General features: G+C 60.2%; 16 protein-coding genes and 3 pseudogenes. 7 read left to right on the forward strand and 12 right to left on the reverse strand.

Translation table 11 applies throughout. The features are described 5' to 3' along the window. From D8Y22_RS19140 to D8Y22_RS22570, 3 genes are all read right to left on the reverse strand, one after another. Positions 1-663: cation:proton antiporter domain-containing protein (locus D8Y22_RS19140; RefSeq protein WP_174811921.1), on the reverse strand; the 663-nt coding region annotated here is incomplete at its 3' end. A 73-nt stretch (positions 664-736) separates the two neighbouring features. Further along, positions 737-1,759 carry a sulfite exporter TauE/SafE family protein gene (locus D8Y22_RS19145; RefSeq protein ID WP_141466278.1) on the reverse strand — a complete coding sequence of 341 codons (1,023 nt, stop codon included), beginning with the start codon at positions 1,757-1,759 and terminating at the stop codon, positions 737-739. Further along, the gene (locus tag D8Y22_RS22570) at positions 1,760-1,909 is read right to left on the reverse strand and encodes a DUF7512 family protein (RefSeq protein WP_174811922.1); all 150 of its coding nucleotides are present in this window, start codon (positions 1,907-1,909) and stop codon (positions 1,760-1,762) included. Positions 1,910-2,345: 436 nt separating this feature from the next. On the opposite strand from D8Y22_RS22570, the gene D8Y22_RS19150 reads away from it, so the two are divergent. Beyond that, positions 2,346-3,182: a universal stress protein gene (locus D8Y22_RS19150; protein WP_141466279.1), complete on the forward strand. Its 837-nt coding sequence runs from the start codon at positions 2,346-2,348 to the stop codon at positions 3,180-3,182. A 165-nt stretch (positions 3,183-3,347) separates the two neighbouring features. On the opposite strand, the pseudogene D8Y22_RS19155 reads toward D8Y22_RS19150, so the two are convergent. Further along, positions 3,348-3,674 (reverse strand): annotated as a pseudogene (locus tag D8Y22_RS19155) (DCC1-like thiol-disulfide oxidoreductase family protein); the annotation flags it as partial. 19 nt (positions 3,675-3,693) lie between these two features. Continuing rightward, positions 3,694-4,044: a DsrE family protein gene (locus tag D8Y22_RS19160; protein ID WP_141466280.1), complete on the reverse strand. Its 351-nt coding sequence runs from the start codon at positions 4,042-4,044 to the stop codon at positions 3,694-3,696. A 182-nt stretch (positions 4,045-4,226) separates the two neighbouring features. Here D8Y22_RS19160 and D8Y22_RS19165 point away from each other — a divergent pair, with 182 nt between their 5' ends. After that, positions 4,227-4,598, forward strand: a complete 372-nt coding sequence (locus D8Y22_RS19165) for a thioredoxin family protein (protein ID WP_141466281.1) — start codon at positions 4,227-4,229, stop codon at positions 4,596-4,598. 350 nt (positions 4,599-4,948) lie between these two features. Here D8Y22_RS19165 and D8Y22_RS19170 read toward each other — a convergent pair whose 3' ends face one another. From D8Y22_RS19170 to D8Y22_RS19190, 5 genes are all read right to left on the reverse strand, one after another. Further along, positions 4,949-5,503 (reverse strand): class I SAM-dependent methyltransferase, encoded by a 555-nt coding sequence (locus tag D8Y22_RS19170; RefSeq protein ID WP_141466282.1) that lies wholly within the window; start codon positions 5,501-5,503, stop codon positions 4,949-4,951. A 66-nt stretch (positions 5,504-5,569) separates the two neighbouring features. After that, positions 5,570-7,597, reverse strand: a complete 2,028-nt coding sequence (locus D8Y22_RS19175) for a heavy metal translocating P-type ATPase (RefSeq protein ID WP_141466283.1) — start codon at positions 7,595-7,597, stop codon at positions 5,570-5,572. 461 nt (positions 7,598-8,058) lie between these two features. Next, entirely contained in the window at positions 8,059-8,520 is a 462-nt protein-coding gene (locus tag D8Y22_RS19180; protein ID WP_174811923.1) for a YeeE/YedE family protein, read from the reverse strand. A gap of 1 nt (position 8,521) precedes the next feature. Then, a complete protein-coding gene (locus D8Y22_RS19185) occupies positions 8,522-9,079 on the reverse strand; it encodes a YeeE/YedE family protein (protein WP_141466284.1) in 558 nt (185 codons plus the stop codon). A 15-nt stretch (positions 9,080-9,094) separates the two neighbouring features. Further along, positions 9,095-10,336, reverse strand: coding sequence for an MBL fold metallo-hydrolase (locus D8Y22_RS19190; protein WP_141466285.1), 1,242 nt, complete (start codon positions 10,334-10,336; stop codon positions 9,095-9,097). Positions 10,337-10,581: 245 nt separating this feature from the next. On the opposite strand from D8Y22_RS19190, the gene D8Y22_RS19195 reads away from it, so the two are divergent. The 3 genes and pseudogenes from D8Y22_RS19195 to D8Y22_RS23440 form a co-directional block, all read left to right on the forward strand. Then, positions 10,582-10,827, forward strand: coding sequence for a sulfurtransferase TusA family protein (locus D8Y22_RS19195; RefSeq protein WP_141466286.1), 246 nt, complete (start codon positions 10,582-10,584; stop codon positions 10,825-10,827). Position 10,828: 1 nt separating this feature from the next. Then, on the forward strand, positions 10,829-11,425 hold the full coding sequence (locus tag D8Y22_RS19200) for a DsrE/DsrF/DrsH-like family protein (RefSeq protein WP_141466287.1): 597 nt from the start codon (positions 10,829-10,831) through the stop codon (positions 11,423-11,425). Positions 11,426-11,502: 77 nt separating this feature from the next. Continuing rightward, a pseudogene (locus D8Y22_RS23440) lies at positions 11,503-11,823 on the forward strand (tyrosine-type recombinase/integrase); the annotation flags it as partial. Between the two features lie 36 nt (positions 11,824-11,859). Here the strand turns inward: D8Y22_RS23440 and D8Y22_RS23445 are convergent. Next, a pseudogene (locus D8Y22_RS23445) lies at positions 11,860-12,302 on the reverse strand (hypothetical protein); the annotation flags it as partial. Between the two features lie 3 nt (positions 12,303-12,305). Further along, a complete protein-coding gene (locus D8Y22_RS19215; protein ID WP_141466288.1) occupies positions 12,306-12,845 on the reverse strand; it encodes a DUF7342 family protein in 540 nt (179 codons plus the stop codon). Positions 12,846-13,177: 332 nt separating this feature from the next. On the opposite strand from D8Y22_RS19215, the gene D8Y22_RS23450 reads away from it, so the two are divergent. Together D8Y22_RS23450 and D8Y22_RS19225 are read left to right on the forward strand one after the other, a co-directional pair. Continuing rightward, a complete protein-coding gene (locus D8Y22_RS23450; RefSeq protein WP_449421064.1) occupies positions 13,178-13,567 on the forward strand; it encodes a hypothetical protein in 390 nt (129 codons plus the stop codon). A gap of 41 nt (positions 13,568-13,608) precedes the next feature. After that, the gene (locus D8Y22_RS19225) at positions 13,609-15,126 is read left to right on the forward strand and encodes an amidase (protein ID WP_141466289.1); all 1,518 of its coding nucleotides are present in this window, start codon (positions 13,609-13,611) and stop codon (positions 15,124-15,126) included. Positions 15,127-15,392 lie beyond the last annotated feature (266 nt).

Consider the following 15,392-nt stretch of genomic DNA (forward strand, 5'->3'; position numbering starts at 1 on the left):
TGCATGTAGCGGTGCCGCGCAGGGTCTGGATCGTGCGCGATCGAGCACCAGCCAGACGATGCCGGCGATGAGGGCCCCGAACGTGAGGCCGACGAATAGCCGCATCGCGAAGTCGCCGACGAGTGCGGCCGGCGTTCCGTTCCCGGCGACGAGGACTTCGAAGACGACGACGACCAGAATCGCCGCCGTTACGTCGTTGATCACACCCTCGCCTTCGAGGACGCTGGCAACGTGGTCTCGAACGGTGACGACCTGCAGGATGGGGCCGATCACGGTCGGGCCGGTCGCGATCAACAGTGCGCCGACCAGCAGGCCGACCTCGAGGCTCGTCTCAAGGAAGACGACGACGGCGGCGGCCGTGCCGAGCCAAGTGACCACTGCACCAATGGTTGTGAGTCGGAGTAGTGCCGTCGGACTCTCCCGGAGTTTGTCGAGGTGGAGGTGATAGCCACCTTCAAAGAGGATGATCGCGACGCTGACGCCGACGACCGCCGAGAGGCCGCCGCCAAACGTCTCCTGCGAGACGAGGCCGAGAACCTCGGGACCGATCGCAACCCCAGCGACGATCAGGAAGAGAACGCTGGGAATCCGTAGCCGATCCGCGAGGACGCGGGATGCGACACCGAGTGCGAGCACGAGCGCGACGATCGCGACGAGGCTCACAGCTGGTTGTGGGTGCCCCTCTCGGGCACGGTCGGACGTGGTTCAATACCGAATTGATACTCCATCACGGTCATCAGTCACCGCTGTCGGCCTCTGGCTGTGCACTCGGACCCGATTTGCCGGTCGACGTGACGACCTGATAGAGGATCATCGATGCAACGGCGAACGACGACCCGACGAGTAGGAAGACGCTCACCAGATCCAGCGCGCCCGTTCCGAGCCAGTTCGCCAGTTCCGAGAGGGCGATCCCGGCGCTGGCGAGGATCATCATGATACCGAAGTAAACGATCACGTCGTCCTCCTCGACAGTCGTCGTCGCCGCGGAGCCGATTCGCGCCCCGAGCGCGCTGCCCACCAGCAGCAAGGAGACGACCGTCAGGTCGACGCTGCCGGACATCCCGTAGGTGAAGGTGCCGAACGCACCTGAGAACAGCCCGGCGAACAGGCTAGTCCCGACGGCGGCGGTCAGGGGCGTCCCGATCAGGTAGTAGATCGCGGGCATGCGGATGAAGCCGCCGCCGACGCCGATCAGTCCCGAGACGAGCCCGACGCTTCCGCCGGCACCCGAAATCGTCCACAGCGACGCTCGACCGCCGGATGTCAGCGAGATCATTGGGGGAACAGTGTACGACTGGATCTGCTGGCCGATCGCCGGAATGTCCTCGTCGTCGATATCCTCCTCGTCGTCCCCGTCGTCGAGCTTCGACGCTCGGCGGAGGAACAACGCCCCGATCCCCGCCAGTAGGACGACGTATGCAACGCCCGTAACGAGGCCGGCGATCCCCAGCGCCTCGAGGCCGAAGACAAGCCGACTGCCGAGTTCGATCCCGATCGAGAGGACGACGAACAGGATCGCACCGAGTTTGTAGTCGACCTGCCCGATGTCGTAGTGTTTCAACACGGCGATCACGGAGGTGCCGAAGTAAAACGCCAGCCCACTCCCAATCGCGACGGAAGCAGGATAGTCGAGGAGCAACAGCGTCGGCGTGATCAGGAACGAACCGCCCATCCCGAAGAAGCCGAAGAGCACGCCAACCATGAAGCCGAAGCTCACGAACAGCACCAACAGTGCCAGGCTGAGTCCGAATATCTCCATCTATCGTGTGTCTGTGATCGTGTCGATCAGCGGTGTTGCAACTCGCTCGAGGACGCCGTATCCGGCGTAGAGGGCGACTGCCTGAACGAGGATGACGCCCACGAGGAGCAATGCCTGTACCGGTGCGGGGAGCGCCACTGATTCGATCATACGTTCCACCCTTCGTCGACGTTCGATCGTGTGCGGATCATGGATTTCTACTCACTATCCTCTACCCGGAGGGGATGTATAACACTTTTGGGACTCGTGCACAATATTACTGCAGAAAATCCGACGGCTATCCAACGAGAATATTCGAATAAGTTATGTGGATATCAACATATCGACGGGGGCCCGATTCACTCCGGAGAGCGTGTCGTCCGCGTTATATTTGGTTAGCAACGATCACTGTCGGCGGACGACTTTCTGCACGTGAGCGAGCTTGCGCAACCGCTATCCGCGAGAGTACAACTGGATTCGGTGCTGGCGAGTAAACGGCTAGAGGACGCGATAGAGGTGTTCCCCTCCGCGACCGATCGCATCCGTCGCACCTGTCCTTATATTGGGCTATAGAAACAATATTATGTCGTCGGTGCGTACGACAGGTATGAAAGCGGTACTCGCTACTGACCTCTCGGCTGCCAGCGAGGCGACCATCGAGAACGAGACTGGCCTCGGGTGTTTCGGACAAATCGGGATCGAGGAGATACATCTTGTGACGGTCATTCCGTCGAACGTCCACAGAGGAATGCCCGGGATCGACTTCGAGAAGCGCCGCCGAAAAGCGATTTCGAACTACGAGCGCGTTATCGAGGACGCAGGATTCGAGGTAGAGACACACGTTGTCCGTGGTACACCCCATCGACGGATTCGTGGCATCGCCGAAACACTCGGCGCGAGTCTCACAGTCGTCGGTTCGCGCGGGAAGAGTCCACTCGAGAACCGCGTCATCGGCTCGACGGCGCGTAATCTCGCTCGTACGACCGAGACGCCGCTGCTCGTCAACCGAATCGAACGCGAAGCCGACGACCCGTCCGTTGTCAGACAGCACCTCTTTCAGCGGATGCTGTACGCGACGGACTTCTCCGAGAATGCCGAGCGCGCGTTCGAATCGTTCTCGTATCTCCGTCACGCGACTCAGGAGGCGACCCTCGTCCACGTCGAGACCCCGAAGGACCTGGGACTTGCGGAGGACAACGACCCCGAAGCACGGCTGGCGGAGTTGGCCGCCCAACTCGAAGAGTGGGATATCGAGACGCGAATCGAGGTTCGACGGGGCGACCCGGCCGACGAGATCCTCGCCGTAGAAGACGAGTACGACCCGACGACGATCCTCGTCGGCTCGCGCGGTCACAGCCGCCTTCGCAGACTGCTGCTCGGCAGCGTCTCCGAGGACCTCGTCGCGCGAGCGAACGGAAACGTGATGCTCGTGCCCCCAGCCTGAACGAGTCGCTCGTTCTCTTCCGTCGAGTGGATCACTTTGAGTCAGCGTCGACCGTTCGTTTCGCTTTCGCTCGTTCGGACGACTCTGTCGGCTTCGAAAGCAGTTTCCCCAGAGCATTCGGTTGTGGGCTATCCTGCTGTACATCCACTCTCTGACCGAGGTGTAGGCATCAAATCGACGGAGGAAATCGACCGCCGGTCGAACGGGTCGCCCGACGCTCGAACGGACGAAGGCTTTCTCCATCGCGGCACCACAGGAGTACCGCATCCCATCCGCAATCAGGTGGGCACACCGATCGTAGTCGTCGGGGAGCACGTTCCGAAGGCTCGGTTCGAGGTCGGAGAAGCCGACGATCGGAACGTCGGAACGCGCTTCTAGGAACTCGGCCCACCACGTGCAAAACCCACAGTCGTCGTCATAAACAAGGAGTTTGTCGCTCGTGTATCCCCGAACCACCAGCAGTGCCTTAATTGTGGACCGCCGATTCGACACCGATTCGGATCCAAATTCGCTATCCGATCGTTAGTACGCGATCGGACGAGGTCACGATCTCGAGGAGGTCAGCCATCGTCGACATCGGACAGTACTCGCTCTCCTCGCTGTTCCGCATGTCCAGACACGTGCCACAGGCCTGCAAGTCACCACCGACATCGACGAACGCTTCCATTCGGTCACGAACGTCGAACTGGTCATCAGTGATCTCCTCGGCCTCGACCCCCTCTCCAAGGAGGAACACCGAAACTTCCTGACCCTCGTCTAGGGCAGTGATCCCGAGCCGGAACGCGTTCCAGGCCCGTTCGGGGTCCGCCGTCTCGAGGACGATTCCGAGCTGTTTTACCGTCTGGGCTGCATCGTGCGTCATAATAGTGTTCAATACATACACAATAATAAGTGTTGCCTAGATTGTTCCACGATTGGAATTATTCTATTCGGCCTCTTTAGAACCTTTATCCGAGTTTTCACCGATCAGACAACCGCTGAGGATTGCTCTATAAAATATAATATTGCACAACACTCAAATACCTCCGGATCCTCGATCTAGTAATGACTGGCACACAACAATCGGAGACAGCTGCCGACTCGAACGCGCTGCAAACGCCCGTTCAGGTAGAAAGCACCGCTGACTACGACGAGTTGATTGAGGCCCACGACCTCGTGTTACTCGAGTTCGTCACGTCCGGTTGCGGGATCTGCGCGTCGATGGAACCAGTGCTCGGCACGGTCGCGCGAAGCGCACCCGGTGCGGTGGCGATCGCCAATGCCGGCCCCGTCCCGGATCTTGCCGGCGAGTTCGATGTCCGAAGCGTCCCGACGCTCGTCGTCCTAAAAGACGGGTCCGAGCTCGAGCGACTGGACGACGGTTTCCAAGGTGCCGAGACGCTCGTCGAAGTGCTCAAGACGCATGCTGAGCGATAACGCGGCCGGTATCTCCAGTCAGAGAGTTGGTATCGGCTACTCATCTTCAGAGCTTTTTGACGCCGATACACGAACTGGGCTGACCGGTAATACTGTTGGACAGAACTATTCAACGATCGGTCGCAGTACTGCGGCCGTCACCGTAAGGACGGCCGCGAATTCGCGACCGACGTTTCACTGACTTCTGTCCGACAGAATAAGGACTCGTGACGGGACGCGTTTCGAGACGCCCGTCACTGGGAGTCACTCGTGGTCGTGGTCGCGATTGTGTTCACGTCCATCGCCGTGGTCGTCGGCAGGATGATTTTCACCGTAACCACTGTAACCCCCTCTTGTCAGACCAATCTCTATCATCGGCGGGCGACGACCGCCAGCGTCTCCGGACGGTCGTGAACACGCTCGACGGTAAAGCCAGCGTCCTCGAGGTGGCTGCCGACTGCGTCGACCCCAAATCGTTCGTCCATCGACGGCCCGTCCTCGCCCGTCCCGTCGGCCGACCAGTCGACGGTGACGAGGCGGCCGTTCGGCCGAATCACGCGGGCGAGCTCGGCCATCGTTTCGTCCGTGGCGTACTCGTGGTGGGTCATCGTCGAGAACGCACCGTCCAGCTCGTCGTCCTCGAAAGGCAACGAATCGATACCGGCCGTGACCAGCTCGACGTTCTCCGCGACTCCTTCCTCGCGGTGATACTCGTGCATCTCCGCTTGTAGGTCAACCGCGTACACCATCTCGACGAACGGCGCGACGTCCCGCGAGTAAAAGCCCGTCCCCGATCCCAGGTCGGCGACGACGTCCTCGGCGTTAGGTGCAATCATTTCGAGCAGTTCCTCGCGCGAACAGAAGCGATACCGAGACGGGTCCTCGAGTTTGTCGGCGCGTTCGACGGGGAACGTATGAAATCCCATGCGTACACTTTTGGGTGGGTGTCACAAGAGTGCACGCTTTTGAATCCAGGCGAGACAGCCGCGTCATCAGTCGTTGAACCGAAGCAGTCGCAGGCCGATCAGACTGACGAGGACGGTCGATCCCTCGTGGCCGATCACCGCTACCGGCAGCGGAATCCCGGCGGTGAGGATCGCGATCACCATGATCGCGATGGCACCGAACGCGATAGCGAAGTTGATGTACAGCGTTCGGCGCGTCTCCTTGCTGAGTGCAAACGCGTAGGGGAGCCGATCGAGTTTGTCCGACATGAGGACGATGTTGGCCGTCTCGAGCGCTACGTCGGTCCCTGCTCCACCCATGCCGACGCTGATGTCGGCCGTCGCGAGCGCGGGCGCATCGTTGACCCCATCGCCGACCATTGCGACAGCCTCGTGGCGCTCCTGGAGTCTCTCGATGTGGTTGACTTTCTCCTCGGGGAGGAGTTCCGCGTACACCTCGTCGATGCCAAGTTCCTCGCCAATGTACTGGGCAACCCGCTCGTTGTCGCCCGTCAGCATGACGATCTGTTCGACGCCGCGCTCGCGGAGTTTCTCGATCATCTCGGCCGCGTCGGGGCGGATCGTGTCGGTAAAGGCCAGCCAGCCGAGGACGCGTAGGCCATCGGCAGTCTCGCCGACGACGAGGACGCTCGTCTTCCCGTTGGCCTCGAGTTCGCGGACGGCGTCGAGGCCGGTCTCGCGGCCGTCGATCGGCTGATCGCCGAGGACAGTCTCGACGTATCGCGGGTTTCCAATGTGAATCGTCTGCCCTTTGACAGTCGCGTGGACGCCCTTGCCGACGACCGCCTCGAAGTCGCTCGCGTCAGGCACCTCGAGCCCCTGCTCTTTGGCGGCCTCGACGGTTGCCTCGGCGAGGTGGTGTTCCGACCGGGTCTGGACGGCCGCTGCGATCGAGAGCAGTCGATCATCGGCCAGCGAGTTGTCCTCGAGGGCACTGTCTGCAAGCAGGTTGCTACTGACCGCACCGCCGTCGGTGGACAGGGCGCCCTCACGAGCGCGGACATCGGTCAACCGCGTGTTGCCTTCCGTCAGCGTTCCCGTCTTGTCGAACGCGATCGCGTCGACGTTCCCTGCCGTCTCGATGTGTTCGCCACCCTTGAACAGGACGCCCTGTCGGCCGCCGGCCGAAATCGCCGAGAGGACGGCCGCCGGCGTCGAGATGATGACCGCACAGGGAGACGCGGCGACCATGAGCGTCATTGCGCGGTAGAACGTCGGCTCGAACGCGTGATCGAGCAGCCAGAGCGGGAGCGCGATCGCGACTAGAGTCATCGCGAAGACGCCCAGCACGTAGGGCTGCTCGAAGCGGTCGATAAGCTGCTGGGTCGGTGCTTGTTTCTCCTGTGCCTCCTCGACCATCTGGATGAGCCGAGAGATCGCCGACTCCGTAGCCTCTCGAGTAACTCGCACTTCGAGGCTTCCTGTCTCGTTGATCGTTCCGCTGAACACCTCGTCACCGGGCTCTTTCGTCACGGGAACTGACTCACCGGTGAGCGACGACTGATCGACCGTACTCTCGCCGGTCTCGACGACACCGTCGAGCGGCAGCCGTTCGCCGGGGCGCACGACGAACACGTCGCCGACCTCGACGTCCTCGATCGGCGTCCTCGTTTCCGTTCCGTTGCGAAGCACCTGCGCCGACTCCGGACGCATGTCGACCAGCGACTTGATCGCGGTTCTCGAGCGGCCGATCGCGTACTCCTCGAGGACACCCGACAGCGAGAACAGGAACAGCAACATCGCTCCCTCGAACGGCGCGCCGATGTAGAGCGCGCCGAGTGCGGCGATGATCATCAGGAGGTCGATCTCAACGACGGGCTCTCGCAACGCTTCGATACTCGCTTTGAGCCCGTACCAGCCGCCGAAGACGTAGGCAATCGCGTAACTGGTCCAGACGATCGACGAGGGCGCGTCGAACCAGCTGCCAAGGAGCCCGCTCGTCATCCCGAGGAAGGTCAGGACGACGAATACCGCCTGCCGCCGAACGTCCAGCCGGTCCGTCAGTGCTGCCGGTTGATCGTCGGCGAGCGACGCGGAACTCGAAGGCGTCTCCATACGGATCGTTGGGAACCGTCGTGGATAAGCGTTCACGTGGGTTGATGGAAGTGGGAATTCGTTCAAAACGAGAACGTCATCGATCCGACGAGCTGCTGCGGATGATCGATCGTGAGCCGCCTGTGATCGTTCCGATACCGAGTTACAGCAGCCCGTCCCTATTAGGAGGCCAGCAGTATTGCCCGGCAGTAGAATAACTCGTTAGCGATAGTGTCGTCGATCAATTCGTTCGGGTCGTCCGTTTCGAACGCCTGGTCACCGAGATCTGCGCCGAGTTCCTGCCGTCGGATGGGTGCCCACGTCGTCGAGTTTTCATCTGGACGAGGGAACGTCCCTCGCGCTCAGCGGGTCTACAACCTCGTCGCGCCGGGGCCACTCGAGAAATGAAACGTGATTCAACGTTCCAAGGACAAACAGGTGCATCGTTGTGGGTTCCATCGATGCCCGAAGCGTGTAAAGCGTCAGTCAGCGCCTGTGGTCGACGTCTCCGACGCGGTACGCTGGCTGCGCCAGTAGCCCTGGATATAGGCGCCGATGAACATGCCAGCCAGCGCCCAGAGGATCGTGATGTTCCCGACCCCGAGGCTGGCGTAGGCCGCGCCAGGACAGATCCCCGACAGGCCCCAGCCGACGCCGAAGATCGCGCCGCCGATCAGGATGTTGCGGTCGAACGATTTCAGCCGTCGGCCGTAGGTGTCGCCCGTCAGCGGGGCGCGATCACGGAGTCGCGGCACCAGCGCGAAGGCGATCCCGGTGACGACCGCCGCGCCGCCCATCACGAACAGCAACCCGAAGTCCTCGAACTGTAGAAAGTTCAAGACGACCTCGGGGCGCGCCATGTGGCTGAAGCCGAGGCCGAAGCCGAAGATCAGGCCGCCGACGAAGATCAGCGGCATGAACAGAGGGTGTCGATTTCGACTCATATCACGGACTCACCCCCAGTGCCATCACGATCTGAGCTGTCCCGATCGCCACGATCAGGAACGTGATCACGCCGACGATCGACGTCTTCGAGGCCGAGCCGACGCCACAGACGCCGTGACCCGATGTACACCCTTTCCCGATTCGGGTGCCAATGCCGACGAGGATCCCGCCGAGGAACAGCCGCCAGGGCTGGACATCGGTCAGCCAGAGTGTGACACCGCCGATGTCGTACAGTTCTCCCGTCGTTCCGGCCTCGTAGTGCCCGCTCGAGACCAGTCCCGACTGGATGGTCAGCGCGTAGACGAACGCGCCGGCGATGATCCCGAGCGTGAAGACGATCCGCCAGTCCCGAGAGCTCCGGTACCGCTGGAATCGTGACTGGTCCGAGACGTAGGACAGCGTCGACTCGAGGAACGTGCTCGCGCCGGCCGGAATGCCAGTGCCGAGGTAGATGACAACGGCCCCGAGGCCGACGAGTAGACCACCGACGGCGTAGCGGCTGATTCCGACGGGGAACAGCGTCTCGTACAGCGCGGGTGAGAAGAGTTCAGTTACCATGCAACGTGGGTTGCGTTAGTCACCTGCCAGCGACTCCTGGCTGGCAGCGCAGTTGTTCGGACCGAGCTCGAGTTCGAACGCTTCCTCGTCGCCGGTCTCCTGTTGACCGAGGTTCGTCGCGATGATCTCCTCGTAGTTGGCCGGACGGGGCGGCATGTCCGAGAGGATCAACTCGACGAACTCGGCTTCGTCCATCGTCAGGGCGGCCATCTCCTCCTCGAGCTGGCCGATCGGTGCCGTGTACGTCCCGTCTTCGGCGGGAGCGGCCGAGTCGCTGAAGTGGGCGCCGCCGACGAGGGTCTCGTCGGGTAGCGAGAGCACGCGCTCCTGTAGGGACTCGTAGAGCTGTTTGGCGGCGTCTTCGGCGCCCTCGTCGCCCTCCTCTAAGTCCGGGCGGGCAACGCTTTCGACGAACAGCCCGTCGCCGGTCGCGAGTAGTTCGCCGTCGATCAGGTACGAGGTCATCCCGGAGGTATGGCCGGGCGTGGAGACGGTTTCGATGGTTGCGTCGCCGACCTGGAACTCGTCGCCGTCCTCGGCCAGCGTCAATCCGTCGGCGTAGGTGACGCCACGGTCGACGGCGGCCGCGGGGATGACGCCTTCGACGCCCTCCTCGGCGAGGTTTCGAAGGCCCGAGATGTGGTCCGCGTGGATGTGCGTGTCGATTGCGTATTTCAGGTCAACGTCGAGTTCTGCGGCGTCCTGCTGAGCTTGCGAAGCAGGGCTCGCAGAACTTAGTTCTGCGGCGTCCTCGAGATAGCGGTCCGTGAACGCGCGCAGCGGGTCGATGACGGCCGCCTCGTCGCCGTCGACGACGAGATAGCCCAGGCAACCGCTCGAGGGGCGTTGATACTGGTACAGCGTTCCCGCACCGTCGTAGCGCTCGACCTCGATGGCCTCGTAGATGCGCGCCCAGCCGTTCATCCCGTCCTCGAGATGGTTGACGTCGTAACCACGCTCTTTGAGCGCGCCCGCAACGAACTCGCTGGCGCCGCCTTTCGCACAGAGGACCGTGACCTCACGGTCGTCCGGAATCTCTGCAAGGATGTCGTCGTCGATATCCTCGTCCAGAAAGTGGAAGTACGGCACGTTGACTGACTCGACGGTTTCGTCGTCGATCTTCCACTCCTCGTATTCCGACTCCATCCGCGCGTCGAGGAGCGTGATGTTCTCGCCCGCATCGATGCGTCCTTTCAACTCGTCCGGCGTCACCGATTCGATTTCGACGTCCGGCGTTGGAAAGTCCATGTCGTCCATATTGTACACTACACAGTACCGGCCACGAGCCCTTAAGCGTTTGCATAGTATTCCCCAAGTTGCACAATACAGTTGAAAGCGCAAATCGAATAATGACCCAAATAATGCGCCTATGGGGCCTAAAACACGGATATATGCCAGTCCCTCAAATCTCGGGTGTTCTTATACAGTGCAATAATCGATATCCTTTTATGGGGGCGCACGATATTGTATGGTAGCTCCAATACAGAGCATAGTAATTGACCATGAGTTCGCAATACGACACCACGGAGACGCTCGACGTGAAAGGACAGTCCTGCCCAATGCCCATCGTCAAGACGAAGCAGGCCATCGACGACCTCGAGGCCGGCGACATTCTGGAAGTAGTCGCAACCGACTCGGGCAGCATCAGCGACATTCAAGGCTGGGCCGACGGCACCAATGGGGTTGAACTCCTCGATCAGGTCGAGGACAGCGATCTCTACACCCACTACGTGGAGAAAACGGAATAACATGAGCACGGATAACCAACCGAAATCGGTCGACGACGCCGATCCCGACGCCGCGTTCGACCCCGCAGAGCTGCAAGCGCTGCGCGAGCGCGTCGACGAGCTCGAGGCGTCTCTCGCCGATAACGACACAGGCGACGACCAGAAGAAGATGACCATCGTCGCCACCCAGGGGAGCTTCGACATGGCGTACCCGCCGCTGATCCTCGGGAGCACAGCCGCCGCCTTCGGCTGGGATGTCGTCGTCTTCCACACGTTCTGGGGACTCGACATCCTTCACGAAGAGAAGTCGAAGAATCTCAAGCTTTCCGCCGTCGGCAACCCGAATATGCCGGTCCCGAACGCCGTCGCCGCGATCCCCGGCATGGACCGGATGGCCACGCGCATGATGGAAAAGAAAATCGACGAGAACGGGACTGCCACTATCGAAGAGTTGATCGACCTCTCGCTCGAAAGCGGCGTCGACCTGCAGGCCTGTCAGATGACGATCGAGTTGATGGACTACGACGAAAACGACTTTTACGACGGCGTCACCACGGGCGTCGGTGCGGCAACCGCGCTCCAGCATATGGCCGAGTCCGACATCCAGTTACTCGTCTGATGATGGGAACCAAACAACGCTACGGATCGCCGGAACGACCGAGTTTGCGCGTCCTCAAACGAGTCGCCGAAGCGGCCCCCTCCTCCCAGGGAGAAACACCGTACGTGACCCGAGATACAATCCGGAATCGGTTCCAAAATCTCGCATTGGAAGCAGATCTCCCCGAGCGGATCGAGGGTGAACGACCAAGTCCACAGCTCTGTCGTCGATTCTGGTACGATACCTATACAGCAGTCCTCGAAGGCGCTCTCGAAGGTATCGACGAAATCGCTGCAGAGCAGGGTAGTAACGATCCTCGAGTAGTGGGGCAAAATTACCTGTCTGACTCGCGTTCTCGTCGAGTCCGACGAGAGTTCATGCGAAACCAGTTGAACGCAGCCTTCGGCGAGAGGACATAATAGGCCTACAAAATCAGATGTGAGTAACCGTCCGCGGTTTGAGTGCTGGTATGTTGGCCGAACATCCTCGAGGGGATCCTTGATGATTTCCCAGAGGATCGAGGGAGTCTCGTGTTCGAACGTGATTCCCCAGTGTCTTCCTCATCGGCAGCAGAGTATTGGAAATGCGCCCGCCCGAGATCGGGATGGTCCTCGTCCTGGTGCCAGCCAGCGTGAAATCCCGTGTTTGGGTCGGTGTAATTGATTCGCAACCAATCGTGAGGATCCTGCCGATACCACTTGACGGTCAGTTCCGGCGAATCAGGGCCTGTCGGGGGGTCAAGGTGGGCCGGATCAAAAATCGCCCGTAACTGCGTGGCCTCGATATCGTTGGGAACGTACTCGACTCCACTGATTTGTGGCACACGGTCGAGAACGTCCCGTTTCAGTTGGGCGTAGAGGTTCGCCTTCGGGTCGCCACCCGGATGCGGGACCGACATCCGTTAGCTGCTGGCCCCAGCGGGCTCTGTCGTCGGGGCGAGGAAACCCCATTCACGGATAGTGAACCCGACGATTTTGATGCGGCGCTGGAGGTGCTCCCACTCGCGTGCGATCTCACGGCGACGGTTTTCCTCGTCAGCGTCAAGGGACCCGTCAGCGAGCGTCCCGCGAAGTTGGTTCGGTGATTTGATGTCGAATTCGTCCTTCCAGTCCCGGATCTGCGTATTCATTTCGGCGAGGCGGTCCGTGAGTTCCTCGACAGTGTGCCCGCTGTCCCGCAGCCGCATCGCCTCCTGGATCGCTTGGCGGCGGTAATCAGGGTAGTACGTCGTGTGGGTGCCGCTTTCGTTACGATGGAGAATGCCATCGTCGACGAGCCGTTTGAGGACGCGTTTAGTCGGCTCGTGTGACCAGCCCGCTTCGGAAGCGATCCAGTTGGCTGTCCGTGGCTCAGATAGTTGCCGGGCGACCATCCGAACACGGTCTTCGCCCGTGGTCTGGCGTTTCATTAGGCCCTCAGAGTTCGATTCATCTTCAGTCATACAATTCAATTCGTGCTCTACCTTAATATAGATCGAGGCTATTAGTTCTATATCGAACCTATCCCTTTGGTATCTCCTCGACTTTGTCTGAGGAGAGCTAGAGCAAATTCAGAGTTCGGTTTTGGCAGCATAATACACTATCCGTGTCCGTTTTCACCGGAAACTCGGTGTGTCCGCAGTCACGGTGTGGAATAATGAAGTGAACGTGATATCGATGCCGACCCCATCTGTGACGAGCTCATACGGTTTACTGTAAGTCATTGCCGGCGCACCCGCGACCCGGGCGGCGGGTACGCCGGTAAATCGTTACAGCAATCCGTATCAGTTTCCACCTGTCGTTCTCGCACGTCACAGCACTCGCGGAGGTTGTTGCGCGATCGGTCACCAATGGCGCCGATGGGATCGTCCTGGCTGGAAGTGGTATCGGAAATACGTCTCCCGAACTCGGCGATGCTATCGCCGACGCAATCGATTCGGGAGTCCCGTCGTTGTCGCGACACGGTGTTACGACGGTGCTGTCGGGGCACCGTACGGCGGTTCCAGCTGGCGACCTGCCACCCTGGAAAGCGCGGAGCAAATTCGGACTGGCACTTTCAGCCTGCGACGATCAGAGTACAGTTCGGACGGCGTTCGAGGATCACCGCTCGATGTTTGAGGATCAATGCTCGGTGCTCGTCGATGTGCCTCGATACTCCACAAAATCTCTTCGGGCGATAGATTGAGGGTGTAGACTGCCCGTGTATACGGACGCTAACTCCGAACAATGTCTTCAGCATCCACTGATCCGTTTCCACTTGTCGAGGCGACTATCGACGACATCCACACCGCTATCTCGAGTGGATTCATCACTGCTGAAACGCTCGTCGAGCGCTATCTAGCCCGTATCGATGCGTACGACGACGACCTGAACGCGATTTTGACAGTGAACGACGACGCTCGTCATCGCGCTCGCCAACTCGATACAGCGTTCGAAAGTGATGGCTTCGTGGGGCCGCTCCACGGCGTGGCGGTAATTCTTAAGGACAATCAGGATACACATGATATGCCGACGACGGCGGGATCGGTTGCGCTTGCCGACTCCTCACCGTCGCGTGATGCGTTCGTCGTCGAACAACTCCGGGACGCTGGTGCTATTATCCTCGCCAAGGCAAACTTACAGGAATTATCGTTCGGTGTCGACACGATTAGCTCGCTTGGTGGGGCAACGCGAAATGCATACGATCTCGACCGCCGTCCGGCTGGATCGAGCGGGGGTACTGCGGCCTCGATCGCCGCAAACTTGGCTACGATCGGGACGGGTAGCGATACCTGTTCGTCCGTTCGATCGCCGCCTGCGTTCAACAATCTGGTCGGCGTCCGTCCGACAAGAGGATTGGTCAGTCGGACGGGTATCGTTCCGCTGAGTGAGACTCAAGATACCGCCGGTCCGATTACTCGAACCGTCGCCGACGCTGCCCGCATGCTCGAGGTGATCGCCGGCTACGATCCCGAGGATCCGGTCACGGCGACCGGTGTCGACACGGTGCCACGTGACGGATACTCGGCCCATCTCGACCCGACTGGATTGGAGGGAGCGCGCATCGGGGTTGCGCGACAATTCTTCGGCGTGCACGATCAGGACAGCGCATCCGACGCCGATGCCGAGGCCGTTACAGCCGTCGTCGAGAGCGCTATCGACGACATGGCTGAGGCGGGTGCAACGATCGTCGATCCCATCGATGTCGTCGATATCGACTTCCTCGAAAGTGCTCGTGTTCTCCAGTACGAGTTCGCCCGGGACTTCGACCAGTACCTCTCTGAGCTCGGTGATGACACGCCGCATGACTCGTTGGCGGATGTCTACGAGACGGGAACGATAGCCCCCTCGATCGACTCGCGGATCGTCGATGCAGACATACTCGAGATCGACGCTGATTCGCTGGCTGAACATGGTGGATATCTCCGACGCCTCGAGCGACGACAGCAACTCAAGGAGACCACGCTCTCACGATTTGCCGAACACGACCTCGATGCCGTGGTGTATCCTCCCTCGACGATCCCACCCGTCGAACGCCCAGCGAACCAGCCGTTTACGGAGATGAACTGCGAGTTGTCCGCACATACCGGACTGCCTGCCCTCGTCGTTCCAGCGGGCGTTACGGACGACGGGTTGCCGGTCGGCGTCGAACTGCTCGGTACGGAATTTGGCGAACCCCGTCTTTTCGAGCTAGCGTATAGTTTCGAACAGATCACTGATCATCGCCGCCCACCTGATCGATTTGGAGAATTGAAACAGGATTAGTCTCTGGAGTCACATTTTATTGGTTATTCTATCGGAATGATTGGATAATAATGCAAATGGGAAGCACTATTAATTGCATGAACCGACTCTTTATCGTTAGTCGTGAATGTGGTTGTGGACGATTTAATCAAACTACTACACTACCTCAGCCGAGTATTACAGCCTCTGATCCGTCTGTCTATGGTGGTCCGTCGGCTCGATCGATAGCTCACTATGATAGTTCCACGGGTCGATGCTCGATGCCGATTTGACTATGACTTCACACC

This window comes from Salinadaptatus halalkaliphilus (assembly GCF_006543045.1).
GTDB lineage: Archaea > Halobacteriota > Halobacteria > Halobacteriales > Natrialbaceae > Salinadaptatus > Salinadaptatus halalkaliphilus.